We start from the raw sequence: 25941 nt of genomic DNA on the forward strand, positions 1-25941 counted from the left end.
TTATTGCAAAAAACGACATAGTGCATTCTGTTAGCCAATCTTGACAGGAACTCGTATGGCGAGGTGTTCCAGCAGCCTGAAGCTACTGGGCAGATAGAACGGAGGATATTATGGATAGTGAATCAATGCTTCATAGTCAGCAAATATATTTTTGTAATGATGAAGCGTTAGTCGAGCAGCAAACACAGTGTTTAGAAGTTCTTTACGATTACAACCAAACTCGGCCTTCTGAATCTGAAAAGCGTACAGAAATATTACGACGTTTGCTCGGCGCTGTTGGTGACAACTGCTATTTTGAGCCGCCGCTTCGAGCGAATTGGGGGAGGCATACATACGTTGGTGATAACGTGTATGCAAACTTTAACTTAACCCTAGTCGATGATACGTATATCTACATTGGCAATAGTGTCATGATTGGTCCCAATGTGACACTAGCAACGGCAGGCCACCCGATTGAACCGGAGCTCAGAAGAGAAGTTGCGCAATTCAATATCCCTATTCATATTGGTGATAATGTATGGATCGGCGCTAACTCAGTGGTATTGCCTGGCGTCAAGATTGGAGAAAACAGCGTAATTGGTGCTGGTAGCGTGGTAACGAAAGATATACCAAGTAATGTTGTTGCGGTAGGGAACCCGTGTCGTGTATTGCGAGAGATAGGCGAACATGACAAAGAATTCTATTACAAAGAGCGTCAAATCACGCACAACATGTATCAACGATAACAAAGGTAAATGCCCATGATTTATACGATGTCAGTATAGAAAAGTTAAAAAACGAAATTTAACATCAGGGTGTAAAGATTGGCGCTGTTATCTTCTGGTATTGATGAAAACGCGCCAGTATCGTTATTGTGGGCGTTAAACTTTTGCCATTCAGCATTCAGTGACACGTTATAATCTAGGTCGTATCTCACCCCAAACAGATAGCTGTCCCCATTCTTTGTATCACTGCTATTAAACTGTTGGCCGTAAACTATGTAGGGGGTCAATTTATTCACGTTGTAACTCGTTGTTGCGTACCAAGAGGAGGAAATGTTGCTGGTTTGTCCTTCCGCCATTATCACAACGTTATCAAGCTCATACCTTACGCCTAGAGAAAACTGGTCAATCGTATTGCCTTTTTCTTTTAGAACCAAACGGTCAATTAACATGGCTCCTCCTTCAGGTGTGGATTGCTTGGTATTGGAGAGAACCGTAGTTTGGTCATAATCGCCATGTAGATAAGAAAAGTTCAAACGGTAGGCATTTCCGCTGAGTGTTAAGTTTATTCCGGCTGTGTTGTCTGATTCGATCTTCAGTTCAGTGTCTTCGTTGAGGGTGACATCACTGCTGTCTTTAAACCCTATAAACGGCATTGCAGTAAGCATGATTTGCTCATTGAGGTCGTGATTCCAGCGAATGGATAAACCATTGTAAGCGGTGATGCCTAATATGCTGTCATACACTTCATTTGGTGGTCGAGCTTGAGTAAAAGCGTGACCGACATAATTATACTCAGACATCAAAAACAGCGGCAGCCTCAATCGTCCCCCACGTATCTCTACATTTTTATAGGTATAAGCTAAATATGCCCACTCTAATTGGGGCGAGTTCCAATGATCTTGCGGACGCTTGACTATCTGTGCGGATGCTCGAAATGCCTTGTAAAAGTAATCAAGTTGCAGGCCGAAGGTTGTGTCACAATCGTAGCAGGCTTCATCATGAATAAAGCGGTTGACGAGAACCGTTGTGGAGTTATCCGACTTAGACCAAGATGTCGAACCAAAACCACTCAAAGACAGGTGATCTGATAACTCAATGGTGGCTAAGCTCGGAAAGGCGACAACACTCAGTGATAACATGGTCAAATATTTTTTCATATTAATCCTCCGAGCTCACCACACACAAAATACGAGCATTTCCAGGCACGCTCGACGCAGGGGCATAACCAATCCGATTGGGCTTTTCTTGCATCCACGTGATCAGCGCATCAATGCTAGAGTTTGCAATCACTTTGGGTGGTCTCGCTTTGCCTGAAAAAGACAAGCTTGCCCAGTGCGCGTTCATTTGCGCCAAGTTTTTATTGAGAAGGTAGCGATAGAACTCCGCTCTCTCCGCTGATGTCGCTGGCCAGTCAGATAGCTCAATTCTCTGCCCTTGTAAGAGTTGCGTTTTTCCTCTGTACAACTTTCGCGCTTTATTGATGGTTAGGGGCGAGAACTCATTATTAAACGAGAAAACGGCGTAGCTCTCTGCAGCAAGTACTTGACTATCTATGGGTAGAAGGAAAACAACAATGAATAGGTAGCGTTTTATGCAGCGCAAAAGAAAACAGAGGAGAGAAATGTCGCCGCTCATCATCGCTGCCTATATCGCATTTTCAATCTGGTACAACAGCTTTTCTCTACGAACAGGCTTGGGTACATAAGCGTCCATGCCTGAATCGAAGCAGCGTTGAATGTCATCATCCACAACACTTGCCGTTAGCGCGATGATGGGAGTCTTCGGAAGACCTTTACTTGCTTCGTAGGCGCGTATTTGTCGCGAGGCTTCGAACCCATCCATGATCGGCATCATGCAGTCCATCAAAATGATGTCGAACCCACCATCTTTTTGGAACATTTCGACCGCAACCTGTCCGTTTTCGGCAACTTCAAATTGATAACCAGCTTTGGATAAAAGCAGCGAAGCGACTTTTTGATTTACTCTGTTATCTTCGACGAGCAAAATCCGTTCTGAGCGAATAGGCGTCACGGTCGCTTCTGATTGTTCAGCATGCGAGGTTTTTTCAGGAGTGTGAGTGGTGTTTGTTGCCAGTCGCTTTTCATCAGAAACAATATTGGAAATGCGTAGTCCAATGGCTTTATCTAATTTCTCTTTCAACAAACCCGCTTTAAAAGGTTTGGGCACATAATCATCCATTCCAACATCAAAACACTTTTGAATGTCATCATCGACTACACTTGCTGTTAGCGCGATAATTGGGATTCTGACCGTCCGTTTTTCTTTTGCTTCAATTTGACGGATCATTTTGGTTGCTTCAAACCCATCCATCACAGGCATCATGCAATCCATTAAGATTAAGCTGTATTGATTCTGTTGAAACATATCTACGGCTTCTTCTCCGTTTACGGCGATATCAAAGTCGAAGCCCGCTTTTGTGACGTGTAATCCAGCGATTTTTTGATTAACGGTGTTGTCGTCGACCACCAAGATTTTTGGGAGAGTCTTAGCATTGGGTGTTGTCGTGTTCTCCTGGTTTGCTTGAGGGAAGTTTGCAGCACAAGTTTCAAGTGCTTTTACTAAGCGCTGTCCTAAGAGGGGTTGAGTTACCAATGCACTAATGCTGTTACCAAAATCACGTTGGGCACTATGAAGGTGTTTAATAAGACAAACTCGAACATTTTGCATGCAAAGTCTTTTCATTTCACCTAGATGTTTGGCTGCGGTATTTGGAGAAGTTTCTACGTTGATAACAATGATGCGCTCGTTATCAATCCACGTTGGCAGAGCATCCAGTGTATTTACTGATTGCTGAACATTGATGTGGAAAAAGCTCAACTCGTCACGCAGCTTTTGCTCCAAAGTAGGGTTGTTGCAAACTATCCATATATCGTTGTGATTAAGGGAGTGATAGCCATTGAACTCTTGAGTCACAATTGGAGCCGTAAGTTCGAAGAAAAATCGGCTACCTTTGCCTTTCTCGGATTCAAGCTGAATCTCACCGCCCATCAATTCTACCAGCTGCGTGCTAATTGCAAGCCCAAGCCCTGTCCCTCCAAACTGTCGGGTGGTGGAGTTATCTTCTTGGGCGAAAGGAGCAAATATCTTCTTTTGTTGCTGCTCATCAATACCGACCCCTGAGTCTTTGACTGAAAACTCGATGCTCGCTTCACCATTTTTGATTTCTCTAGTGATGACAGAGAGTTCAACGCAGCCTTGTTCGGTGAACTTTACGGCATTGGACATGAAGTTCATGATAATTTGGCGTATACGGTGATCATCCAACATAACGTGATAGGGCGTATTGCGGCTGATGCTGACTTGAACGTCGATGCCTTTTTCTTTCGCTTTCGGGGAAATAATAGAAGCAATATCGTAGATGGATTCACGAACACAGGTTGAATGAGGGCTGATAAGCAACATACCAGATTCAATTTTAGAGAAGTCCAGAACGTCATTTATTAGGCTCAACAGTAATTGCGAGGAGGTTTCTATCGTGTCGACATAATCACGCTGTGTCGCCGTTAGCGGCGTGTCTGACAAAACTTCTGAAATGCCAATAACGCCGTTTAACGGGGTTCGAATCTCATGAGACATATTCGCCAGAAAGCTACTTTTGGCTTTGCTTGCCTCGATGGCATCATCTTTCGCCTTTTCAGCATCTTCTTTGGCTTGAGTTAACTTTTGTCTTGACTGCTCACGTTCGTAACTCAGTTTTTTTACCTCTTTAGCAAACTTACTGAGCTCATCTTTCCCTTTGGTCAACTCTGTCAGTGGTGAGTTTTCATTGTTGTCCTCTTCGTAAGTGTCTCGACTTAGGAATTCGAGGACTAAATTCAAGTTGCCAGTGACTTTGCGCACTAACCTCAGTGTCAAACTCACAACCAGCAATGTCACGAGGCTCATTAGCGCAATGAAGCCAATGCGGTGCTGTGTTGTTTCACTGATCGTCTTGGATATATCCTTAATAAGTTGCTGTTCCATCTGGTCATCAACGTTACGTAATAAACTTAAGCGTTTATAAAGCGCAGATAACCCGTCATCTATTTGAGTGGGTGTCAATACTCTAAGGTTTGATGGCTGCAACAAATTGGCTCGAAATGCTTGGCTTTTAGCAAAGACATTATCGGTAAAGGTTTCGATGAGGAGGTTGACTTGCTGCTTATTCGCATTAAGTGTGACAAAGCGTTCGAACAGCAGTTGTTGGTTCTGGATTAATGATTGGATACTGGCTTGGATAGCTGGATCGTAAATCTGCCCCTGCTCTGTAGATTCCACTAAGTATTTGCTGAGTCTATGCTCTTCTGTTGACCAAAACATTAACCACTCAAGCTGCATCAATGAGGAGAGGTGAGTATTGGTTTCATAACTTACATGGCTGAAATAGACTCTATCCAAACTCAAAAGAATCTCTTTGAATGTGTCGGCACGCCACTCAGCAGCATCTAACTTATCTTCTGTATTATTGGACGAGAGCATTGACAGTGTTGCTTCTTCGAAATTCGTGAGCTGATTTAATATATCGGCATTGTCGCCAAAAACAGGTGAAGCTGTATCTTGTAAAGTTTGAACGAGCTGGCGGGTTTCTTGAGCGTTATTCGCGACCCTTGGATCGCTCGTCAAATAATACAGTGAGGAAACACGATCTATATATTGGGAGAAGAGTTGTGCTTTTTGAAGTTCTTGAGCTTGGATAGAGAGGTTTTGTACATGTTTACCTGCAAGAAGCAATAACAATAAGATTGGTAGTAGGACCAATCCAAAAAGTTTCTGCTTTACAGACAGGTTGTTCCAAGCAAATATCCCGACCACACGCGTTTCCATATCCAAAGAGTTGATATGAAAAGTGTAGTTTACCTATCTCAAATGTTAGAATTTAAGAGGAAATTCATACTTGTGAGATGGCGAAGTGTGACCAATATTGCAGAACGAATCCCCTTTAATTCAATGAACGCGATAAATTATTCAGTTAAGCGTAGTTGCTGGCGGTTGAATCATCTATTGCTTGACGTTGTTGCTCAAACTCTATGATTTCTTCTGCCGGCACCGGTCTACCCAAGAAAAAGCCTTGAACAACGTCGCAGTGAAGTGATTCCATTCTTGTTAGTTGGGTCTGGGTTTCTATGCCTTCAGCTACCACTCTCATTCTTAGGTTATGAGCCATGGATATAATCGCACGGATTAATGAATCATCTTGTTCATTTTTTTTGATTTGAGCGATAAATGAACGGTCAATTTTAAGCCCATCAAACGACATTTGTTGTAGGTAGGCGAGGGCAGAGTACCCAGTTCCAAAATCATCTAGCCACACTTCTACGCCGTTATCTTTTAATTTTTTGAGCACGTACTGCGCTTTCTCAATATCATCAATAAACAGAGACTCTGTCACTTCAACATGAATGGTTTGAGGGGAGACTTGATATTGTTGTAAATATTTCGAAAAGATCTGACTTAAATCTTGGCGGTAGATCTGCCTAGGAGACAAATTTAATGCGATATGAAAATCAGCAGCGAAATGATCCGCCCATTGTGCTCGCTGGCTAATTGCTGTCTCGATGAGGTATTCACCAAGCTCTAAAATTAAGTCACTTTGTTCTGCAATCGGGATAAATAATTCTGGGCTGATATAACCCTTCTCTGGGTGATTCCACCTAACCAATGCTTCGACACCAATCAACTGGTAGGTGTTGAGGTCGAACTGGGGTTGATACCAAAGCTCGAACTGAGATAAATCACGTATTGAGCGGCGCAGTTCTTTTTCTATGTATAAGCGCTGCTTCACTGTCTCATCAAACGCGGAATCGTATATCGTCATGATATCTTTGCCGCGTCGTTTAGATTCTTGCGCCGCCAGTGAGGAGAGTTGTAAAAGAGACTCTGCATTCGAGCCAAATTCCGGATACACCGCGACTCCAAGGCTTGCCGTAATTTGAATATCGTTCTCTTCCAAATTAAAAGGAGAAAGCAATTGGCGATGAATATCGTCCGCTTTTTCTCTAGCGTGGAGGCTGTCTTTGCATGGAAAGACCAGCACAAATTCGTCAGCGCCGACTCGGCTTACGATGGTTGAAAGACGGTAAAGAGGCTGGAAGTAACTCGGCAAACGACCTTGAAGTTCAGAGGCGAGATGACCTAGCAATTTATCCCCGATGTTATGCCCGTAGTTATCGTTAATATGTTTAAAGTCATCCAGATCAATAAAAACAACCGCGAGTGAGGGAGATCTGCGGTTCGTTATTTGCTTTTGGATATCAATGAGCAATTTTTCTCGGTTAGGCAGGGAGGTCAGAATATCGTGATACGCCATGAACTCCACCCGGCTTGTGTATCGGTTCACTTTGTTCGACATTTTGTTATACGCCGAAATAAGATCACCCACTTCATCTTTACTTTTTATATCAGTGATTGGCAGTGCTTGAGTATTTGACTCTGTAAATTGTTCTTTAAGTTGTTTGAGTGGTTTTATTAATGAGCGACCCAAAGCATACGCGATGGTACTTCCGAGCAGAACGGATATCGCACTGATCGTGAGCAGCAAGTTAAACATCTTTTGCTTATCGTTTGAGGTAAGCGCTTGTACTTGCGCAATGTTTTGTTCTTTCTCTTCTAATAGATGTGCTAGGTTGAGTTCAAGATACACTGCGCCCAGTGTGATATTCGATTGCTGAATCGGTGCCGCAATTTCTAATTGATGATTAGAAAAAGAAATGAGAATTCTAGACTCTTCTATTGCTTTTAAAATAAAGCGAGAACGGTAATGAGGCTGGGCAAACATACTCAGCTGAGTCGTACCGTCGTGAAAGATTAGCCCTTCATTATCAACAACGTGTATCTTCGAGACATCTGGTTGGCTTAATGTCGCTTTAATTTGCTCGTACGCTTGGCTGATATTATCCGTATAGAGTGGGTCAAAAAGTTGTTTTGATAATAACTCTGCGTAAACCAATCCTTTTTGCTTGACGTAAGACTCTGTTTTTTCTTGTGAGTTCTCGGTGATTTGGCGGGTTAAGTTATTTGAGTACGTATCGTAACCATGCATATATAGTGCGAGGTTTATCACTACGACAAACAGGACAACAAAAATGGTCGAGCAAATGTATTTAGTTTCGAGTGAGAGTTTGTGGAACATCAATCCACCTTCGGTAACAAGTGAATAGATGTTCGAACGGTATTTAAGGACGCGGACATTTCTGGCGTTAGAGCGGTGATCTTTTTCGTGTTTTGGAACTGTTTAAGTGCTAGAGCACCTTGCTGAGATGTCTCCATACCGAGCAATATTGACGTGATTTTATGTTGCTGATCTTGGCTTAAGGTCGGAGAGGCGAGAATTAAGTCTCTAGGTATTTCTACCGAGCGAGCGAAAATCGTTAGTTTGTCTTTCATGCTTTCTGGAAGATCTTTAGGGTTGCTCCAATTGAAATTGCTGAACGCTCCTGCTGCGACTCTCTGCTTATACACCCATACTGAAAGGTTGATTTCATTCGATTGAGCCAAGTGCTCGTCAAGGAATAAATATCCAATACTGTCTTTGGCTGGTTTGTCATCGGAGGAGGGGAGGTATTCTAATTTCTCCCCTTGATTAAGCAGTGTAATAGCGGGTAAGTAATAGCTGCTGGTGGATGTACGCTTTTCAAAAACAAGTGTTTTTCCGCGCAGGTCAGAAATCGACTCGATACCACTCTCTTTGTGGGTAAAGAATACCGTATGATATTTTTGTAAACCTTTTTTCCAGCGTATGGCAATGGCTTGGCTACCAGACTCTGCCTCGAGGGTCATTGCATTGAAGGGGGTGGCTGTTGCAATTTGAACGGTGCCATTTTCAAGTGCCACCGCGAGCTGGCGATAATTTTTAAATACTTTTACAGCACCCTTGGTGTATCCGTATTCAGCCAAACCATTGGTCACGTACTGCGTGAAAGGCGTCGACTTTTTGATTTTGCTTTGAGCTTTATTGGAAACAATGCCAAACGTGAATGTTTTTTCAATATTTTCTTGTGCACTGACGACAAAAGGCGAACTCAGCAAAGTGAGTGATAACAGAGTGCAGGCAGGTTTCATCCGGCTTCAACTTCCTTCTGGTGCATGTCAGTAATATTTAGCATTTATCAATGCGCCCCAAATCAATAGTAGAAACAGTATGATGTACAAATTTCGTTTTACTAGCGCACTTTTATAACGTGACTTGGTCACTTATTCCGTTCAAATAGTACCGAATTTGAAGTTTATGTACAGGATGAATGTTTCACCGTGGGTTTTAATTCACTGGATTCTTAGTCAAGTTCAGTAGTGTCTGTGAGCGAGTACACCTTCTTTATCATGATGTCGTGTTAAGAAAATATCTCCAATTGCTTTTGATATTTTTTCTCGAGTGCTTCATTACCTGCTGCACGTTCAAGTTGAATCATGAGCTGTAAAGAGGGTTTCTTAACGCCATACATTTGATTAAATCTCATTAATCGAATTCTGGCTTCAGTGTAATTGCCGCTATCAATTTCTAGCTTGGCTAGCTGCAAAATAGATTTTGGCCTATGAGGGTCATGATCAATAGCTCGGGCGAAGTAGTATTTCGCTTTGTCTTTATCTTGTGACTTCAACGCGCAAAATGCGGCGTTTTCATAACTGGCCGGAATGAGATAGTAATAAGGTTGCTCAATGGCTCGATTAAACATTTGATCGGCTTTCTCGAAGTCACCCCGCTTGCAAAGAAAGGTGCCGTAGTTATTGAGCACGTTACCGTTTTTGGTGTGTTGGCGTAGAGAGCGTTTATACATTTGCTCGGCTTTAGCATCTTCACCAACCGTTTCATAGTAGTGAGCCATCGATAACTGAGCACGATAGTATTGAGGTGCGTGGGTTAAGGCTTGTTGCAAGTTATCATGCGCGCGAATCATATTGCCGCCTTCTAAATAACCTAGGCCAAGTGCGATACGTGATTCTGCCATTGCTACAGGATCGGCTTTAACGACAGGACTACCATCTTCTTTCACCGTCACGCAGCCCACAAGTGCAAACTGAGAGATTAATAGTAGTGCACCGAGCTTTGTTGTTTTCATTCTTTGTCCCTACATCCCTGAATCTCCCAGCATGATATGAATTACGTAGCAAAAGCCTATGGAGGAAAAAACACTATGCGATCAGGTTTGCAAACTGGTATGAAAAAGCCGCCATATGGCGGCTTGGTTCACATATTACATTTAGGCATCATAAGCGCTTTGTTTGCGTGCTTTGAGGTTAATCGTCTTTAGTAAAAGCGTCTTCACTGAAGTGATCAAGATCATAAGGTGTTTGCTGGTAAACGCAGTAGTTCAGCCAGTTTAAAAAGAGGAGATGTCCATGGCTTCTCCAACTGGCAATTGGTGGATTATCAGGATTGTTGTTTGGATAGTAGTTGACGGGAATGGCTGGTTCCATGCCTTCGCTTAAATCGCGGATATATTCGTTATGTAAGGTATGCGAATCGTATTCAGGATGCCCAGTAACAAACACATTTCTCTTGTCTTTTGTTGTCGCTAAGTAAACACCTGCAACATCCGATGTGGCTAGGATGTCTAAGTCGGTATGTTCTTCTAAAAAGTGAGGTGAAAAGTCGGCATAGCGTGAATGAGGCGCTAAAAATGTGTCATCAAACCCACGTAACATAGGATGGAATTGATGATGAATCTGGTGATGGTACACGCCTGAAAGTTTCTCTTTACGCGTTTTTTTAGGTAGATCGTAGAGCAACTTCAGTCCTGCTTGTGCTGCCCAGCAGACATAAAGAGTCGATGTCACATGATCTTTTGCCCATTCCATGATGGTTTTTAGGTGGTCCCAATAAATGACATCTTCAAATTGAACCAAACCTAGTGGGGCACCAGTAATGATCATGCCATCGAAATTTTTATCTCTCACCATTTCAAATTGACGATAAAAAGTATCCAAATGTTCGGTTGGCGTATTTTTGCTTGGGCGGTTATCAATGCGCAATAACTCGACATTGACTTGTAATGGGCTGTTTGAGAGTAGACGCAAAAACTGAGTTTCAGTTTCTATTTTTTTGGGCATCAGATTCAGGATCAGCACTCGTAAAGGACGTATTTCCTGACTCGCAGCACGCGTTTCACTCATTACGAAGATGTTCTCTGTCCTTAGCACATCGGTGGCTGGTAATTGATCTGGAATTCTAATTGGCACGACTTTCTCTCCCTAAGTATAGTCAATCTAGACGTCTATACTTCTAAAGCTAACTTAATTAAGTTTAGATGTCGATACGAAATATGACTTTTCAATCTACTCTTTACATTATGGTAAACCGAGCTTAAAGCTGTCACACAATTGTGACTAGAGCGGAGTTTCTGATGAGATATGTTTGAAACGCTGTTCGTACTATTTGCTGGTAATTATGTGATCACGTTAATATGCGAAAGTGACTTCGTTGTAAGGAAGTCTCAGATTAATGAGCCATACTAAAAACAATCAGCTCACCAATATGCATTGAAGTGTATATTTGGAAACATCGTCAGTGGAGGACATTATGTTCGGTATTTTTAAAAGAAAGACAAAAATTCAGAGCATCGCTCAAGAGGTTCCTAGCGTACTATTGCGCTTGTTTGGCGATAAAGACACTTATACGCCGAAAGAAATTGATCAAGCCCTTCAAGAGCTTGGTTATGATAAGAGCAAGGACCTAAGTCATTATCAGTATGCCTATGGAATGTTTGCCAATGAAGCTTCTTACGAGCAGCTAGGGCTGACGGATGAGTTAGGTAATTATGGTCACTTTCAACGAGAAGTGGGCAAGATGCTGCTCAATACACCAGAGCCAATTGATATGCACATCTACTTTGAAATTGCTCGGCAGCACCAAAAAGCAGGCTTGTCGCTTACTCATCAAGAAGTGAGTGAAAGCGATGGCGTGTGAATGTCTCTATATTCAAATAATCACGCTGTGAATCCTGCATTTTGAAGCCGCTTGAGTCAGAGGTATTCCATCGAGAGATGAGTTGGGTATAATGCGCGACCTAATTATCCGGACGTGTTGTCGGTTACATTTCTGTTGAGCGTTAATGCCTTATGTTCAAAATGCTTGTCTCTATGCCGCCAATGTTGGCGCTGTCGATCGCGATTGTATGTGAAGTGATTGCCACTTCCTATATTCCCAAAACAGAGCAATTTACGAAAATGATGCCGAGTACAGTCGTTCTGATTGGTTACGGCATTGCTTTCTTCTTGCTTTCCGTCACGGTAAAAACGATGCCTGTTGGGGTTGTTTACGCCATATGGAGTGGAGCGGGTATTGTTTTAGTTGCGACGGTTGGCTACTTTGTTTATGGACAGCGGCTAGATTTGCCTGCGCTTGTTGGTATTGGGTTTATCCTCACTGGTGTGATGATCGTTAACCTGTTATCCAGGACTGTAGGACACGGATAACCAATACTACTTGTGATGCCAAATAAAAAGCCGTAGCGAGAAATTGCTGCGGCTTTTTAATGTCAACCCAATAGTTAACTTACTAGTACCTCAAGCATTTTGCTTTGTTGACGATGTTTTCGAGTGCGATACATCACGGCGGCGAACGCTGGGAGGCTAAATGTGATAAACCCTAATATCAGTACATATGCCCCAGTTTTTGCGCTAATTCCTGCTGGCACGTCAAAAGATACAACAATCGTCACCAAGCAACTTATCAAGCCTAACCCTGCCACTAAACACATTCCTATTTTTCCGCCCGCAACTCGAAATGGGCGCTCAATATCTGCGTGTTTGTATCGTGAGACCAAAAAGCTAACAAAAATACAGATGTACATCACCATATAGAGCTGAGTCATCAGGATATTCAATAGCCACATGCCTTGATTGACGTTAGGAACAAAAACGAAAACCAAAGAGAGCACGCTAACAATCGCGCCTTGCAAGAGCAACAATGAGACGGGGGCTTGGTTGCGGTTTTCTTTGGCGAGCGACATCGGCATGAAACTATCTTTTGCGGCAACATGCAGACTTTTAGTTGGGGCGATTATCCAGTTATTCAGGCTTGCAAGCGTGCCAAAAACAATAGCAAGGGCAATGACAGGCAGCAGGAATGAGAGGTGCAGATCATCAAAAAAAGCTTTGAAGGCAAGTATCACTCCTTCACTCAAACTAGAATGGTCACTTGAGACGACCGAAGAAATAGACAGTGAGCACGCCGTCAGAGAAACCAAGATTAAGATTGTGGAGATCAGCAGAGCTTTGGGATAGGCTTTTTGCGGATTTTCGACTTCGCTTGCATAAGAGGTCGTGATTTCAAGGCCTGTAAGTGACAGGACTACCGCAGTAAACCCCGCTCCTATCCCATCTTGAGAAAGGTCCGGTAACCAGTCAGATACGTGGCGAAGCGAGATATGAGACTCTCCAGGATGGGTATACGCCCAGTACCCGCCTAATCCGATAATCAATAGAATCGGAAATATCAAACCTAGGGTGCCGAATACATTTGTAATCAGGGAAGAGAGGCGCAAGCCAAAGATATTAACTAAAGTTAACGCCCAAAAAATCACATTAATCATCACCAACATAAACATGTTGTTTTGCACCAGATCTGGGAAAAAAGGGTAGGCCCCCGTTGCAACAATGAATGAAATTAAAGGTGGATAGTAAACAATATTTTCAGCGTATTGATACCACACTGTGGCAAAGCCAAAGTTTGGCCCTAGTGTTTCTTTGCCCCAAAGATATACACCACCTTGCTCTGGATAAGTGGTACTTAGCTCAGCACACACTAGCGCTGTAGGGACAAAAAAACAGAGCCCAGCAAGTAAGAAGAAAGAGATGGCATGGCTACCAAACAAAGCCGCCCCAGGAATGTTCCTTATGCTGTCGACCGAAGTTACGGTGATCATGATGATAGAAAAAACACTCAATTTAACGGCGGATTTAACGATATTGCTCATTCGATACCTTTAATGGATGAGCGCACAACTTCTAGGTTGTAAAAGTAGCGTGCTACAAGTAAGACTCGCGTATTGTAGATTCCTCATAAATAGTGGGTATATAGCGAAAAACGGTATGTATTTATCCGAAAATGAGCTGAAAACAACACGCTTTATTTCCATGGGATATAAACGAGTGATATATCGGATAAATAAACACTTATAGCGATAAATTAGAACCTTTAGGTAAAGGTTTGACTTTCCCCTAAGGTCAAGGAGTACATTAACGCCATATCGAAATGAAACGATGGAGAAACACAATGGGATGCTGTAATCAAGCGCCAAAAGGTGGCACCGGAAAGTTGTCTTACTTGTTCAGGGTAATGGTTATCATGTTTATTGTTATTTTCATGATAGCTGCATTATGGGGTTAAAAAAACACCATTATCTAGAGTATTGAAAACACAAAGTTATGTTTGTCCAAACTTTATGAAAGTGCGGTAGATTAATCACTCCAATCGATGTTAACGTGGTGATTCATCTTTGCTGCTTTTTCATCCCCCTACATATTTCTGCAAAGTTCTTATTGTGTAGTGTGTCGAAGAACCATAGAATCCGCGCGCTTTAATTTATGTTATTAGCGCTATCAATGATAAAAGTGCAGTCCATTATCATTGTTTTTATCACTTATAGATGGGCACATCTGACAATACTCACATGAATAAATACCAAAAGCCTGAATTCAAGGCTGAATTTCTTTTGCCTCGTTACTGGGGAACCTTAATTATCATCAGCGTAATGTACTTACTCAGTCTCCTTCCTTTCAAAGTTCAGTTAGCATTAGGACGTGGCATTGGCCGTTTAGCTATGCGAATCATGAAAAAACGTCAAGTTACGATTAGGCGCAATCTTGAGCTTTGCTTTCCTCAGATGGAAGAATGCCAACGCGAAGCAATTTTAAAAGACAATATCGACAATACAGGTATTGCGCTATTTGAGACGGCGATGGCATGGTTTTGGTCTGATAAACGGGTAAACAAACACGTTACGATAAAAGGAATGGAGCACCTCGAGGCTTTAGAAAAATCAGGCAAAGGGGCATTAATGTTGGCCGTACACTCGATGAACTTAGAGTTAGGTGCTCGTGCTTTTGGCATTAAAAAGTCTGGCACTGGTGTTTATCGCCCAAACAACAATCCGTGTTTTGATTACTTTCAATACAAGGGGCGTTCTCGCTCTAATCGTACGCTTATTGATCGCAAGAACGTTAAAGCCATGCTTGAAGCGCTTAGAACGGGTGAGCGGGTCTGGTATGCACCGGATCATGATTATGGAAACCGACGCTCAACGTTTGCGCCATTATTTGCCGTTAAAAATGCTTGCACGACGACAGGTACAAGTCTGCTGGTTGATTCGACAGATTGTGCCATCGTGCCTTTTACGATGGTAAGAGGAAAGGACGGACACTATACCTTGACGATTAGTGCGCCAGTCGACGGTTTCCCGAAAGAAGATCCTCAAGGTGCGGCAGTTTTCGTGAATAAGATAGTTGAAACGTCAATCATGGCAAGTCCGAGCCAATATATGTGGCTTCACCGTCGGTTTAAAACCAGACCTGAAGGCGAGGATTGTTTGTACAAGCCCAGACTTATCCCTAGCTTGGCATAGCATAGAAAGAGCTTAAAAAAGCCCAAGGAACATACGAACCTTGGGCTTTTACGTTCTATTCTTTTTCTATTTACAAGTAGCGGCCTTTTAGGTGCGCTTGGAAGTGCTTAGCATTTAGTGTTTCACCCGTTGCTTCTCTTACGAGATCATCTGTTGTTAATAAGCTGCCTTTACTCCAGATGTTCTTCGACAGCCAATGGAATATCGGCGTCAGATCGCCAGAGCGAATAACCGCGTCCACATCTACTGTTTGCTTCATTGCGGCCATGAACTGGGCTGCGTACATCGCACCGAGAGTGTAGGACGGGAAATATCCAAAACTTCCATCCGTCCAATGAATGTCCTGCATACAACCGTTTTTGAAATTGCCTTCCGTTGAGAGTCCCAAATACGCTTTCATTTTTTCGTTCCAGAGCTCTGGTACGTCTGTATGCTTGATGGCACCGTTCATAAGATCACGTTCAATCTCATATCGAAGAATAACGTGGGCAGGGTATGTTAATTCGTCCGCATCTACGCGAATAAAGCCTTTCTCTACGCGAGTGTAGATTTTGGCTAGATTGTCTTTTTCAAACTCATCTCCAGAAAAATGCTTGGAAGCCATGTGAGCAAGATGGTCGATAAATGCGTTGTTTCGTCCTATTTGCATTTCAAAGAAGAGCGACTGTGACTCATGAATTCCCATAGAGCGGGCTTGACCAGCTGGTGTTCCTGCTAAATCTTTTGGTAGCCCTTGCTCGTATCGGGCATGGCCAGTTTCGTGGACGATCCCCATCAATGATTGGACAAACTCGCTTTCATCATAACGTGTTGTAATACGCACATCTGTTGGCACACCGCCACAAAATGGATGGACACTTTCATCAAGCCGACCGTGTTCAAAATCGAATTGAAGTAGCTTCATGACTTCCAGTCCCAGCGCTTTTTGTTTTTCCGCAGGGTAGTGCGCAGTTGGCAATAAGATGTTGTCTGATTGCTGTTTTTCAAGCGCTTCGTCTATCAAGGAAGGTAGCCACGTTTTTACGTCAGCAAAAAGCGTGTCTAACGATGCAGACGTTGTGCCTGGTTCATAAATATCAAGCATGGCATCGTAAGGCGTTGTGCCGTTTGCTTCGGCTCTAATTTGCGCTTCTTCTTGCGATAGCTTGACGACTTCTGCCCAGTTCTTTTCAAAGCCAGACCAGTCATTTTCTCCGCGTTGCGTACGCCATGCATGTTCACATTTGGAGCCAGCAAGAGATTGAGCTTGAACTAATGATTCTGGTAGCAAGTTAGCTTGTTGCCATTCACGTTTCATTTCTCGTAGGATGGACTTTTCACTTGCAGATAGCGTCTCTTCTTCTGCCTGAGCGAAAAGCTCGCCCAAGTGTGGCTGAGTCATCAATGAGTGGATGTGTACATTAAGTTCTGCCATAGCATTGGAGCGCGCTTCAGCGCCACCAGATGGCATGACCGCTGCTTGGTCCCAACCTATGATGGCAGAGAGGTGCTCAAAATTTGCCACTTTTTTGGAATGTTCAATGAGTTTTGTAAATGCTTTCATGTGACTACTCTTATTCTTTTGTTCTTTCCCTAAACACCCGATAACGGGTCCTTTACGTCGAGTTGCACGAAACAACCTGCGTTAATTTACTAATAATTAACAATTAATCGTCACTCATTGTCCATAAATTCACCCAGTTGTATAGCTCTCTTAAAAAAGAAGCTTGCGAATCTCGTGGATTGACGGTATTGATGACGGATTAACAATTAATTATCACGATAATATGGATATCTTGAATTTTGAGGCATTTATTATTGCCATCACTATTTTAACGCTAACGCCGGGTTTAGATACGGCCCTTGTTATCCGTAATACCAGTCGCGCGGGTTTAAAAGACGGATGTACAACCAGTTTAGGGATTTGCTTTGGCTTATTTGTGCATGCTTTCTTTTCAGCGGTTGGTATTTCGGCCATTCTGGCGCAATCTGCAGAGTTGTTCCAAATCGTAAAAATGATTGGTGCAGCTTATCTTATTTGGCTTGGTCTGAGCAGTTTAAAAGCCCTGATGTCGTCGAAGAATGGTTTGTCAGTGACTGAGCAGGTTCATGAAGTGTTTAATGGCAAACGCTCTTTTAGAGAGGGCTTTCTTTCTAACGTCTTGAACCCAAAAACGGCAGTTTTCTACTTGGCGTTCTTGCCACAGTTTGTGAATCCAGAAGGTTCTCCTTTGCTTCAATCAATGATGATGGCATCCGTGCACTTTATTATTGCGATGGTTTGGCAGTGTGGTTTGGCTGGCGCACTTAACTCAGCTAAGAGCCTGTTAAAGAATGCAAGCTTTATGAAGTGGATGGAAGGGGCGACGGGCGCTGTCTTAGTCGCACTTGGCGTAAAGTTATTGATTGAAAAGCCCGTGTAATGCGCAATATTTACCACCTTTTGATATTGCTCGTTGTGTTTATTACTGGCGTGGTTGGTGCCATTGTTTGGCAGACATGGCCACAGGTACAGTTTGCGCAACGTGGCATGACCTGGTCTTGGCACTGGGGCTATTTCGAGCCATTTTCCAATGGAATACAACAGACGCGAACTCAAGACACGAAACAGCTATTACTTCGACGTGTGTATATGAATGACGGTATTGTCGTTTTTGTCTCGACAACAATGGACAATAAATTTGAAGTTGATGTTGTAAAAGAGCAAAGCTGCGAACCTAAAACGACAACTTGGGCTTCAGTATCCGTCAACCATCAACGCATGAGACATGTGCCGATGGTTTGTGATGCACTGGGGCAGAGCTACTTTTATCGCTACATCGGGAAGCATCTTGAATCGATTGAAGTTGGGGTTGGAGATTCGTTCGTAACAGAGGCGTTTTCAGACTGGCCGCTATCAGAGCTGAAGTCGGATCAATTCAAGCAAAAAAATGCGAAGTTTTTTCAAGAACGTGGAGAAAAGGTTGAGCATCAATGGTTGAGAGATTAACCGCTTAACTTAAGATAAAATAAAGCCCGCTGAATACCAGCGGGCTTTATGTTTTTACCATTTCCAATTTACTTTCAGCGATTGACGGTTCATTACTGAACACTTGTCATGTCACTAAGCTTTTACTGCTTCAATTTCATCAGATTGCGATGCTGAGCTAAAGAACAGCTTGGTTTCTGCCAGCACGACGTGACGCAGTGCGATCAAACCGATTAGGTTAGGAATCGCCATCAGACCATTTACGATATCGGCGAGTAGCCAAATCATGTCTAGATGGAGGAACGCGCCTGATGCCACCAAACCAACGAAAATCAGCTTATAAGGAAGCACCGCTTTTGTACCAAAGAGGAACACAACGCAACGCTCACCGTAGTAGTTCCATCCAAGAATGGTTGTGAATGCAAAAAACATCAAACCAATTGACACCAGCATTGGGCCAAATGTATCCGCATTCAAACCTACCGCAAAGGCATGAGTCGTCATTGCTGCACCAGAAAAGTCGCTTTGCCATGCGCCAGTAAGGATCAAGGCTAGGCCCGTCATGGTACAAATAATGATGGTATCAAAGAAGGTACCTGTCATTGAAATCAGGCCTTGTTTCACACAAGAGTCTGTTTTCGCTGCCGCTGCTGCCATAGGCGCGCTACCCAAACCAGATTCGTTTGAGAATACGCCACGAGCGATACCTGATTGGATCGCCAGCATGATACTTGCACCTAAGAAACCGCCAGTCGCTGCTGTTGATGTAAATGCTGATACCAACACTAATTCAACGGCGTTGAACAATTGGTCTGCATTCATGATGATCACGCTTAAACACGCCAACACGTAAAATGCAGCCATGGTAGGAACCACTTTTCCTGCAACGTTAGCAATGGATTTGATGCCACCCAAAGTTACGAAAGCAACCAAAAGAGTCAGTACAAAGGCAGAGAGCTCACGGTCAACACCGAGAGATATCTCACTTGCATCCAGAATCGCGTTTACTTGTGGAAACGTACCAATACCAAAACAAGCAACACCCAAAGCAAACACTGCAAACATGATCGCGAGGGCTTTTGAGCCAACACCGTATTGCAGATAGTACATTGGGCCACCAATCATTTGGCCTTTATCATCTACTCTTCGGTATTTAACCGCTAACAAACATTCGGCGTATTTAGTCGCCATTCCGAAAAGGGCGGCGAGCCACATCCAGAATAGGGCACCTGGTCCACCAAGTTTGATCGCGGTGGCAACACCAACAATGTTACCAGTACCAATCGTTGCTGAGAGCGCAGTACAAAGTGCTGCAAAGCTAGAAACGTCACCTTGTTTATCAGATGACTTATCTTTACTGAATACCATCGCTAGCGCTGTTGGGAGATGTTTAAACTGGATCAAGCCGAGGCTAAAAGTGAAGTAAACACCGGTACCCACTAGCAAAATAAGCAGTGGTGGACCCCAGACAAAATTATCGATGGTTTGTAGTAAAGATTGTAGGTCGTTCATGATTTCCCCTTAATAAAACAACTAATAAGGAGAAGAGGGAAAGGACGAGATCAACGATCTCTAAAAGAACTAAGCTATTGGTTGTAGGCGGGAAGGCCAAGCAAAATAGTTAGGTTGTAACTTTCCACTCCTCTGTCCTTTTGCCTGAGAGTTTCACCTTGCGTGAGTGCAAGACTTGCTCCTTCGGCGACCGATTTAACGGTTCTCTCCAGAGGTTCCTCCAACTACAGTCCCCGCTACCTAGGTAGCACCTGAAATAGTTAATTCTTCGGCGAGTTATGCTAATCAAATGTTAAAATTTGATTAATAACCACTCTCCTGCAGTCTTCATCGGAACAATTACTCAATTAAATGAGTAAAGGTTAGTTAATGATGCTGGTCATCATTAACGTGTGAACTCTATCATGTTTTTGGTCCATTTCAACACCCTATGTCAATTTATTTTCAACGAAATAACCCCACTTATTTTCACGAAGCTATGTTTACCAAGTTTTTTGTGTGAGCAACTGCATAAACAAAACTCATTGGGCTAGGGAATAGAACCAAGAACACACTTCAGAACGATAAATGTGTTTCGATTATTACGACATAAGTTATTCAATTAAGGACACAAATTTGATTAAAATCGGAGCACTTATTTTAAAATCTACGCTAAGTTGACCTTATGGGGCGTATAAATGAGTTACAATAAATCTTTGTGAAACCGTCTATGGACCTAGGCAGTTTTTCATGAGTGGACAAGGAGGCGGTATGACCAGATTATTAGCCATTGCGGTGTTGATTGCAGTAGCATTTGTGCTGTTTCGTTATCGAACCAATGAAAAAGTCCAAAAAGCGACCGTTATAACATTAATTGGCGCCTTTCTGATTTATACAGCATCGATTATGTTTGCGGAATTGATCCGCTAGCAAAGTAAAAGAGTCCTTGGAGTAGTATACGGTGAGTTCTCAGAACAAGATGGAAGAACAAGACGACGTTGTTGTCATTGAAGAGCGTGACAAACGTACTCATATCTATATCGCGATTGCTGCGGTATTAGGCTTAGCATTTGGTGGCCTTGTTGGATCGATTGTCACTGCGAACAAGTGGGAATCGACTTATCATGTGCTAGAAGAAAAATACCAAGCGTTGACGCAAGATAAAACGCAGTTGGTGTCTCAAGTAAAAGTGCGTGAAGAAGCGCTCGACCAAGAAATACAAGATAAAGTCACTGAACTGCTCGCAGCGAAAGATGAAGCGCACGAGAAAGCGCTTAAGAAGTTACAAAAGCAATTGACTGAGGTCGAGAAAGTTAACCTGTCGCTAGAGTCTCAATTGAAACAACAGGCAGATAAGATCAATACGACAAAATCAGAAAATGAGAAGCTGAGTCGTCAAGCGGATATGCAAGCGACTATCTTTGAACGATCGCGCGAGGTGTTTCAAAAAGAGCTGAAAATTTCGCAAGAATTGGAGTCTCTAGAGAAAGAAAGGGCGAAACTATTGCCTAAGATCGAGAAACTCAAAAAAGAGTGTGATGTGTTTTTGGAAGGTAAATCTTGGGACGTGAAATCGGACGCGTGTGATAAACACGATGAAGCCAATTCACGACTAAGTCAGGTCGATCAAATGATTGAAGTTTATAAAATGGATCTCAAGCAAATCAAAGCAATAACGGAGGATATCGGCCTCTAGATCTTTTATACCTGATTTTGGAAAGTAAAAGGAGCTCTTTAAGAGCTCCTTTTTCGTTGCTAGCTTTAAACTCGGGAGCTAGCGTTTATTCTTAGATACGCGAGGCGTCATAGCCTGAAGCAAGCAGCAATTCTCGCTCATGTTTAATCAGTTGGGCGCGATCTTCAATCAGTTCATTGAGAGCTAGTGAGGGCTTGCCTGCTAAAGCCTTGAACGACTCAAAAGATTCCGCGGTGTCGATTTTATCAATCATCTGACTGATGACATTACGAGCCTCACACGGGTTACTCGTAGTGGTAAAGTATTCCACTTGCTTTGCTGCCGATTTCATCTCTGTCAACAGCTCAAGTGGGCTGCTCTCTTTTGCTACCGCCATGTAGTTATCCAGCACGCGCTTTGCATAAAGCAGTTCTTTGAGGGGGATATCTCTTCCACTCTCGATTAGAGATTCGCTAAGGATCATACTTGAGCTCATGGGCATTCCTTCTTATATACAACGCAGCTTTTGATGTTTCCCTGAGTCTAATTTATTGAAGTCACATTGGGAATGGGTAAAAAGCATTTTTAACGCATTTTTATTCACTAATGAAAACGCGAATGCGATGTTTATCCGGATCGGTAGCCACAAAATTTAAGCCATACACCGAAGTCATTGGTGGTTGAGCAAACTCAACGCCCATGTTTTTCCAACTGTTGTAAACGTGCTCTAACGTATGGCGGTTGCGCACTGCAAATGATAACTCGGTGCCACCACCTTTGATGTCGCTGGAAGGGGAAAGAACATCACTTTGCTTGAGTGTCAGTTTTAAGCCATTTGCGAGTGGCATAGAAGCAAATGTTGGAGACAAAAACGTGACCTCACAATCAAACAGTTTCGAGTAAAAAGCTTGGCTTACGTGGATGTCCTCAACATAGAGGACGAATGAATTGATAGTTAGCATGGTCTGTTTCTCAATTTACTAGAAGTATGAGGTTGAATCTAACGGAAGGGTAAGACAGGCTTTGTCAGTAGACCAAGTTAAAGTACCTTGTTTGAAATAGTGAGAAGTATCACTTTCAATTTTATTGGCTCAGGATCGAGCATATGAACATATCGTTTGCTTTGTATTTGATTCCATTTATCTTCTCGACATTTCCTTGTCAAAAGCAATCCCGTTCATATGTGTAAAACGATTAGTTCACTGTTAATTATTATTTTTTGTGTTACATGTTCATTAAGTATTTCAGCAAAAAATATAGAAAAGAAAGAAAGTCAAATTTTAACTATCAATGAAATTAATAATAAAGAAAAAATTCGTGATCTTACAGAAATAGAAAGAGTGAGCCTTTCAACTATCTATCTTCTTTACAAAAATGGAGTGATAACGGAGAGTGAAGCAAACCAAGAGTTTGGACACTTTCTCGAAAATGAAGACAGAAAAAATGCCTTATTGAAACTCGCTCACATTGATGACGCTCAAAAAGAGCTGAAGCAAGCCGAAGAAAGCAGTGACTGGGTGAAACTATTTAACTTAGTTAACCTGATGAAACTATGTGGAGTGTTGCTTCTTATCGCTGCTGTTGCTTATTTTATCGCTCAAACCTACGAACTTCTTCAAGATATCGGTAGGGTATTTTGGCGACTTATTTGCACATTACCCGCGATTTGTTACCAGATTCTATTTGTTATCATTGGCTTAACCCTAGCCTTAGTTCCAATGATTATCAGTATCTCAGAAGCGCAATATGTTGTCATTTTTGGTGTGTTGCTCGCTTATGTCGCACTAGTATGGTGGACTATTCATTACGAAGAGCAGTCAGAAATTCTCCTAGAAAAACTCTCTTTGGGTTTACCAATTGGTATGGTTTGGTCTTTTTATCATGCTATTTACTTTGGCTTTTTTGCCATCCGCGAAGAGATCGCATTTTTACAGCTAGTGACATTTGCATGGGTTGTTCTTGGTATTGCAGTGGGAATTTTTAGGTTATTTAACTTTGAAGACAAACCTTACAAAGGAACAAAGTGTTTTTCTTTAGCGTTATCATCGACCATTGTTACTTGCATAATACTATTCTTAAACCAGAGTTCAGATTGGATTACGCCATATTACAAATTTACTTATTATGGGTTAGTGCCATTGCTGTTGTTGTCCTTTTCTATTTCGGGTTTTTATCTACAAAAACCAAGTTGGGTTAAAAAAATTTCAAATATTATGATGTTTTCACTCCTATTTATTAGCGCACCCTTACCAAGTTTTGGTCTGGATAATTTGTACGCTATGATTAATAGTGGTGTATTTGCCTATGGTTTTATCACGATAACAACGATGGTATTTCGGGTCAGTTTTCTGTTTGGCTTGATATCAACAAGCCTCGTTGTTTACGTGTTGGCCTTAGTCATCGAACACAATCCTGAAAAGTTCATTCTCTACATATGAACTATGATTTTCTAGATACAAAGTGTGCGTTCCTCCATGTACTCTAAGAGTGAAGAGTCTTACAGAATAAAGAAAAGGAGCCATTTGGCTCCTTTTTAACTGAAGCAGCGGATATTAGTCGGGACGTTTCGAAGCGTACCAGTTGTTTTGATACGCCTTAGATGCAAACAATGCGTTTGCTTTTGCGCGTTCAATAACGGATTCATCGACTTCTAGCGGTTTCATGGTTTGGCTATCAAAGTCGTACGCCAGGGTCGATACTTTTTCACCAGGAGAAAGCACAACTAGGTTGTCACGCGTTAAATAACCAAAGTTTTTGTCGTATTGCATCATTGCGCGTTCATCTTCGCGAGCCAGTGGTTTCGTTAAATCACGACCAATCATCGGCGTTTTGGCGTCTACGCCAATAAGAGACAACAGCGTAGGCGGCATATCTATGTTGTTTGCGATACGGTCATCTTTACGTGGTTGAATGTCTTTACCAATGATCAATGCAGGAATGTGGAAGTGCTTAACTGGAACCAAGTTAGCGCCAGACACGCGGGCATCGTGGTCTGCAATGACAATGAAAATAGTATCATCCCAGTAGGATGAGTTTTTCGCTTTGTCAAAGAACGTACCCAAAGCGTAATCTGAATATTTTACCGCGTTATTACGCGTCATGTGTTCGGAATCGTATGGCTCAATTTTACCTTTCGGATACTCATAAGGACTGTGATTGCTTGACGTAAAAACTAAGCTGAAAAAAGGTTTGTCGCTTTTTGAAAGGCGTTCAAACTCTTCGTCTGCTTTGTTGTATAAGTCTTCATCACTGACCCCCCAAGAGCCAACAAAGCTTGGGTTATTGTAATCATCTTCTTCGACGATTTGATCAAAACCATTACCGAAGAAGAAGGTTTTCATGTTATCGAAGTTTGCTTCACCGCCATAAATAAATTGCGTGTGATAGCCTTGTGCTTTGAGTAAGTCTGCGATGGTAAAGAAGCCTGTTTGGCTTTTGCTTAGTTTCACCACTGCGCGAGAAGGGGATGGTGGAAAACCCGTGGTTACAGCTTCGATACCACGAACAGAACGAGTGCCCGTTGCGTACATTTGCGTGAACTGCCAACCTTCAGCCATGAGTTCATCTAGGTTTGGCGTAAGAGGCAGACCACCCAAAGAACCCACAAATTGCGCTCCTAAGCTCTCTTGTAGCAAGATCACTAAGTTCTTACGTTTACCATGGTAAGTCGCGGGGTTACTGTTCATGGTTGGAAGCAATGTTGGATCAAAGTCGGACTTTTTTGACGAAGCGCGAACTAGCTCCAGCATCTTTTGATTATCCATCTTGCCGTAGAACTGCTCTGCGCTTTTTTCTGACTTCATGCTGTTGACAGCAAACAGCAGTGAGTAAGATGAGTTTAATGCTAAGTCGTTAAGCAGTGGATCGTTAGAAAATGCCACCATAGCAGGGTTTAGTGGGCGGTGGCCTAAAGACGAGCGTGCGCCTGCAACACCAAGAAGTACAACAAAAATGGCTAATAGTGGGCGCCACTTCCATTTGATCTGCTGTGCATTGTCGGTCAGTTTTTTGCTCCACTTCCAACCTAAAACTAGAGTTAATGCCGTGCCTAACGCGCCAATAAACAGCTCTAGCTTATAGCCAGTCCAAAGCATGCCCATGACCTCTTTCGGATAGATAAGGTATTCCACAAACAGACGGTTTGGGCGTAGGTCATATTCTTGAATGAATGGTGCCGTTGCCAGTTCCATGTACACGAGAATCCAAAGCCCTACAACCATCCATATGCGCAATATCCATTTCCAGCAATGCCCAATCTTGCCGTTTAATGGCATTAGGGCTGAAAGCAGTGCAGGGAGGATGAATAACCAGCACAGTGTTGCAATGTCTACGCGTAGGCCTTGGCCTAGGATGTAAATTAAGTCGTTGAAAGAGTCAATTCGATCAAGTTGCCAAAAGGCGAGCAAAACGCGTGAGATAGACAAAAATATAAGTGAAAACAAAGAAAAAGCAGCAATTGGCTGCAAAGGCCCCCACACAGAGCCCTTAGATAAGTTTTTCATATTTATTCGAATAGTTTAATTGTTATGTTGTGTTGTTTTTAACAAAGCAAGCGTGAAATAAACG

General features: G+C 42.6%; 22 protein-coding genes and 1 riboswitch. Of the genes, 9 read left to right on the forward strand and 13 right to left on the reverse strand.

Features of this window, described 5'->3' with window-relative positions:
- Positions 1-110 precede the first annotated feature (110 nt).
- Positions 111-725, forward strand: a complete 615-nt coding sequence (locus L3V32_RS04170; RefSeq protein WP_237283854.1) for a sugar O-acetyltransferase — start codon at positions 111-113, stop codon at positions 723-725.
- Positions 726-769: 44 nt separating this feature from the next.
- On the opposite strand, the gene L3V32_RS04175 is transcribed toward L3V32_RS04170, so the two are convergent.
- From L3V32_RS04175 to metA, 7 genes are all read right to left on the reverse strand, one after another.
- Positions 770-1861: an outer membrane protein gene (locus L3V32_RS04175; RefSeq protein WP_237283855.1), complete on the reverse strand. Its 1092-nt coding sequence runs from the start codon at positions 1859-1861 to the stop codon at positions 770-772.
- A gap of 1 nt (position 1862) precedes the next feature.
- Entirely contained in the window at positions 1863-2339 is a 477-nt protein-coding gene (locus L3V32_RS04180) for a hypothetical protein (RefSeq protein WP_104971622.1), read from the reverse strand.
- Positions 2340-2348: 9 nt separating this feature from the next.
- Complete coding sequence (locus L3V32_RS04185; RefSeq protein WP_374268750.1) at positions 2349-5516, reverse strand: response regulator; 3168 nt, start codon at positions 5514-5516, stop codon at positions 2349-2351.
- Positions 5517-5673: 157 nt separating this feature from the next.
- Positions 5674-7833, reverse strand: a complete 2160-nt coding sequence (locus tag L3V32_RS04190; RefSeq protein ID WP_237283857.1) for a GGDEF domain-containing phosphodiesterase — start codon at positions 7831-7833, stop codon at positions 5674-5676.
- On the reverse strand, positions 7833-8762 hold the full coding sequence (locus tag L3V32_RS04195; protein WP_104971625.1) for a phosphate/phosphite/phosphonate ABC transporter substrate-binding protein: 930 nt from the start codon (positions 8760-8762) through the stop codon (positions 7833-7835). Before L3V32_RS04195 ends, L3V32_RS04190 begins: the two co-directional genes overlap by 1 nt.
- Before the next feature lie 269 nt (positions 8763-9031).
- The gene (pilW, locus tag L3V32_RS04200; protein ID WP_109168405.1) at positions 9032-9757 is read right to left on the reverse strand and encodes a type IV pilus biogenesis/stability protein PilW; all 726 of its coding nucleotides are present in this window, start codon (positions 9755-9757) and stop codon (positions 9032-9034) included.
- 178 nt (positions 9758-9935) lie between these two features.
- A complete protein-coding gene (gene metA / locus L3V32_RS04205; protein WP_006741610.1) occupies positions 9936-10877 on the reverse strand; it encodes a homoserine O-succinyltransferase in 942 nt (313 codons plus the stop codon).
- Positions 10878-11217: 340 nt separating this feature from the next.
- On the opposite strand from metA, the gene L3V32_RS04210 reads away from it, so the two are divergent.
- Together L3V32_RS04210 and L3V32_RS04215 are read left to right on the forward strand one after the other, a co-directional pair.
- On the forward strand, positions 11218-11604 hold the full coding sequence (locus tag L3V32_RS04210) for a DUF6559 family protein (protein ID WP_047008701.1): 387 nt from the start codon (positions 11218-11220) through the stop codon (positions 11602-11604).
- A gap of 173 nt (positions 11605-11777) precedes the next feature.
- Positions 11778-12113 (forward strand): SMR family transporter, encoded by a 336-nt coding sequence (locus tag L3V32_RS04215; RefSeq protein ID WP_237283946.1) that lies wholly within the window; start codon positions 11778-11780, stop codon positions 12111-12113.
- 74 nt (positions 12114-12187) lie between these two features.
- Here L3V32_RS04215 and L3V32_RS04220 read toward each other — a convergent pair whose 3' ends face one another.
- On the reverse strand, positions 12188-13615 hold the full coding sequence (locus L3V32_RS04220) for an APC family permease (RefSeq protein WP_237283858.1): 1428 nt from the start codon (positions 13613-13615) through the stop codon (positions 12188-12190).
- A 696-nt stretch (positions 13616-14311) separates the two neighbouring features.
- On the opposite strand from L3V32_RS04220, the gene L3V32_RS04225 reads away from it, so the two are divergent.
- Positions 14312-15262, forward strand: coding sequence for an LpxL/LpxP family Kdo(2)-lipid IV(A) lauroyl/palmitoleoyl acyltransferase (locus L3V32_RS04225; protein WP_041853039.1), 951 nt, complete (start codon positions 14312-14314; stop codon positions 15260-15262).
- 70 nt (positions 15263-15332) lie between these two features.
- Here L3V32_RS04225 and L3V32_RS04230 read toward each other — a convergent pair whose 3' ends face one another.
- Complete coding sequence (locus tag L3V32_RS04230; RefSeq protein ID WP_237283859.1) at positions 15333-16805, reverse strand: carboxypeptidase M32; 1473 nt, start codon at positions 16803-16805, stop codon at positions 15333-15335.
- Between the two features lie 223 nt (positions 16806-17028).
- On the opposite strand from L3V32_RS04230, the gene L3V32_RS04235 reads away from it, so the two are divergent.
- The gene (locus L3V32_RS04235) at positions 17029-17664 is read left to right on the forward strand and encodes a LysE family translocator (RefSeq protein ID WP_005393419.1); all 636 of its coding nucleotides are present in this window, start codon (positions 17029-17031) and stop codon (positions 17662-17664) included.
- Positions 17664-18230 (forward strand): hypothetical protein, encoded by a 567-nt coding sequence (locus L3V32_RS04240; protein ID WP_005393418.1) that lies wholly within the window; start codon positions 17664-17666, stop codon positions 18228-18230. The genes L3V32_RS04235 and L3V32_RS04240 overlap by 1 nt, the downstream gene beginning before the upstream one ends.
- 114 nt (positions 18231-18344) lie before the next feature.
- Here L3V32_RS04240 and L3V32_RS04245 read toward each other — a convergent pair whose 3' ends face one another.
- The gene (locus L3V32_RS04245; RefSeq protein WP_237283860.1) at positions 18345-19721 is read right to left on the reverse strand and encodes a sodium:alanine symporter family protein; all 1377 of its coding nucleotides are present in this window, start codon (positions 19719-19721) and stop codon (positions 18345-18347) included.
- A 122-nt stretch (positions 19722-19843) separates the two neighbouring features.
- Positions 19844-19943, reverse strand: a riboswitch (glycine riboswitch).
- A 528-nt stretch (positions 19944-20471) separates the two neighbouring features.
- Between L3V32_RS04245 and L3V32_RS04250 the strand changes: the two genes are divergently transcribed.
- Complete coding sequence (locus tag L3V32_RS04250) at positions 20472-20630, forward strand: hypothetical protein (RefSeq protein ID WP_005377784.1); 159 nt, start codon at positions 20472-20474, stop codon at positions 20628-20630.
- 31 nt (positions 20631-20661) lie between these two features.
- On the forward strand, positions 20662-21396 hold the full coding sequence (locus tag L3V32_RS04255) for a hypothetical protein (protein ID WP_046874891.1): 735 nt from the start codon (positions 20662-20664) through the stop codon (positions 21394-21396).
- Positions 21397-21487: 91 nt separating this feature from the next.
- On the opposite strand, the gene L3V32_RS04260 is transcribed toward L3V32_RS04255, so the two are convergent.
- Together L3V32_RS04260 and L3V32_RS04265 are read right to left on the reverse strand one after the other, a co-directional pair.
- Positions 21488-21871 (reverse strand): hypothetical protein, encoded by a 384-nt coding sequence (locus tag L3V32_RS04260; RefSeq protein ID WP_005393414.1) that lies wholly within the window; start codon positions 21869-21871, stop codon positions 21488-21490.
- Between the two features lie 100 nt (positions 21872-21971).
- A complete protein-coding gene (locus L3V32_RS04265) occupies positions 21972-22337 on the reverse strand; it encodes a VOC family protein (protein ID WP_005393412.1) in 366 nt (121 codons plus the stop codon).
- A 219-nt stretch (positions 22338-22556) separates the two neighbouring features.
- Here L3V32_RS04265 and L3V32_RS04270 point away from each other — a divergent pair, with 219 nt between their 5' ends.
- Positions 22557-23813: an MFS transporter permease gene (locus tag L3V32_RS04270; RefSeq protein ID WP_237283861.1), complete on the forward strand. Its 1257-nt coding sequence runs from the start codon at positions 22557-22559 to the stop codon at positions 23811-23813.
- A 114-nt stretch (positions 23814-23927) separates the two neighbouring features.
- On the opposite strand, the gene L3V32_RS04275 is transcribed toward L3V32_RS04270, so the two are convergent.
- Positions 23928-25877 carry an LTA synthase family protein gene (locus L3V32_RS04275; protein ID WP_237283862.1) on the reverse strand — a complete coding sequence of 650 codons (1950 nt, stop codon included), beginning with the start codon at positions 25875-25877 and terminating at the stop codon, positions 23928-23930.
- Between the last annotated feature and the right edge of the window lie 64 nt (positions 25878-25941).

Source organism: Vibrio sp. J2-4, from assembly GCF_021728155.1.
GTDB lineage: Bacteria > Pseudomonadota > Gammaproteobacteria > Enterobacterales > Vibrionaceae > Vibrio > Vibrio diabolicus.

What these genes read in the sequence shown, in the direction of transcription:
- L3V32_RS04270 (WP_237283861.1), top strand. Translation starts at nt 22,557, where the DNA reads ATGTGTAAAACGATTAGTTCACTGTTAATTATTATTTTTTGTGTTACA.
- L3V32_RS04195 (WP_104971625.1), bottom strand. Translation starts at nt 8,762, where the DNA reads ATGAAACCTGCCTGCACTCTGTTATCACTCACTTTGCTGAGTTCGCCT.
- L3V32_RS04235 (WP_005393419.1), top strand. Translation starts at nt 17,029, where the DNA reads ATGGATATCTTGAATTTTGAGGCATTTATTATTGCCATCACTATTTTA.
- L3V32_RS04260 (WP_005393414.1), bottom strand. Translation starts at nt 21,871, where the DNA reads ATGAGCTCAAGTATGATCCTTAGCGAATCTCTAATCGAGAGTGGAAGA.
- L3V32_RS04190 (WP_237283857.1), bottom strand. Translation starts at nt 7,833, where the DNA reads ATGTTCCACAAACTCTCACTCGAAACTAAATACATTTGCTCGACCATT.
- L3V32_RS04230 (WP_237283859.1), bottom strand. Translation starts at nt 16,805, where the DNA reads ATGAAAGCATTTACAAAACTCATTGAACATTCCAAAAAAGTGGCAAAT.
- L3V32_RS04245 (WP_237283860.1), bottom strand. Translation starts at nt 19,721, where the DNA reads ATGAACGACCTACAATCTTTACTACAAACCATCGATAATTTTGTCTGG.
- L3V32_RS04215 (WP_237283946.1), top strand. Translation starts at nt 11,778, where the DNA reads ATGCCGCCAATGTTGGCGCTGTCGATCGCGATTGTATGTGAAGTGATT.
- L3V32_RS04220 (WP_237283858.1), bottom strand. Translation starts at nt 13,615, where the DNA reads ATGAGCAATATCGTTAAATCCGCCGTTAAATTGAGTGTTTTTTCTATC.
- L3V32_RS04250 (WP_005377784.1), top strand. Translation starts at nt 20,472, where the DNA reads ATGACCAGATTATTAGCCATTGCGGTGTTGATTGCAGTAGCATTTGTG.
- L3V32_RS04225 (WP_041853039.1), top strand. Translation starts at nt 14,312, where the DNA reads ATGAATAAATACCAAAAGCCTGAATTCAAGGCTGAATTTCTTTTGCCT.
- pilW (WP_109168405.1), bottom strand. Translation starts at nt 9,757, where the DNA reads ATGAAAACAACAAAGCTCGGTGCACTACTATTAATCTCTCAGTTTGCA.
- L3V32_RS04180 (WP_104971622.1), bottom strand. Translation starts at nt 2,339, where the DNA reads ATGAGCGGCGACATTTCTCTCCTCTGTTTTCTTTTGCGCTGCATAAAA.
- L3V32_RS04240 (WP_005393418.1), top strand. Translation starts at nt 17,664, where the DNA reads ATGCGCAATATTTACCACCTTTTGATATTGCTCGTTGTGTTTATTACT.
- L3V32_RS04265 (WP_005393412.1), bottom strand. Translation starts at nt 22,337, where the DNA reads ATGCTAACTATCAATTCATTCGTCCTCTATGTTGAGGACATCCACGTA.
- L3V32_RS04275 (WP_237283862.1), bottom strand. Translation starts at nt 25,877, where the DNA reads ATGAAAAACTTATCTAAGGGCTCTGTGTGGGGGCCTTTGCAGCCAATT.
- L3V32_RS04170 (WP_237283854.1), top strand. Translation starts at nt 111, where the DNA reads ATGGATAGTGAATCAATGCTTCATAGTCAGCAAATATATTTTTGTAAT.
- L3V32_RS04210 (WP_047008701.1), top strand. Translation starts at nt 11,218, where the DNA reads ATGTTCGGTATTTTTAAAAGAAAGACAAAAATTCAGAGCATCGCTCAA.
- L3V32_RS04175 (WP_237283855.1), bottom strand. Translation starts at nt 1,861, where the DNA reads ATGAAAAAATATTTGACCATGTTATCACTGAGTGTTGTCGCCTTTCCG.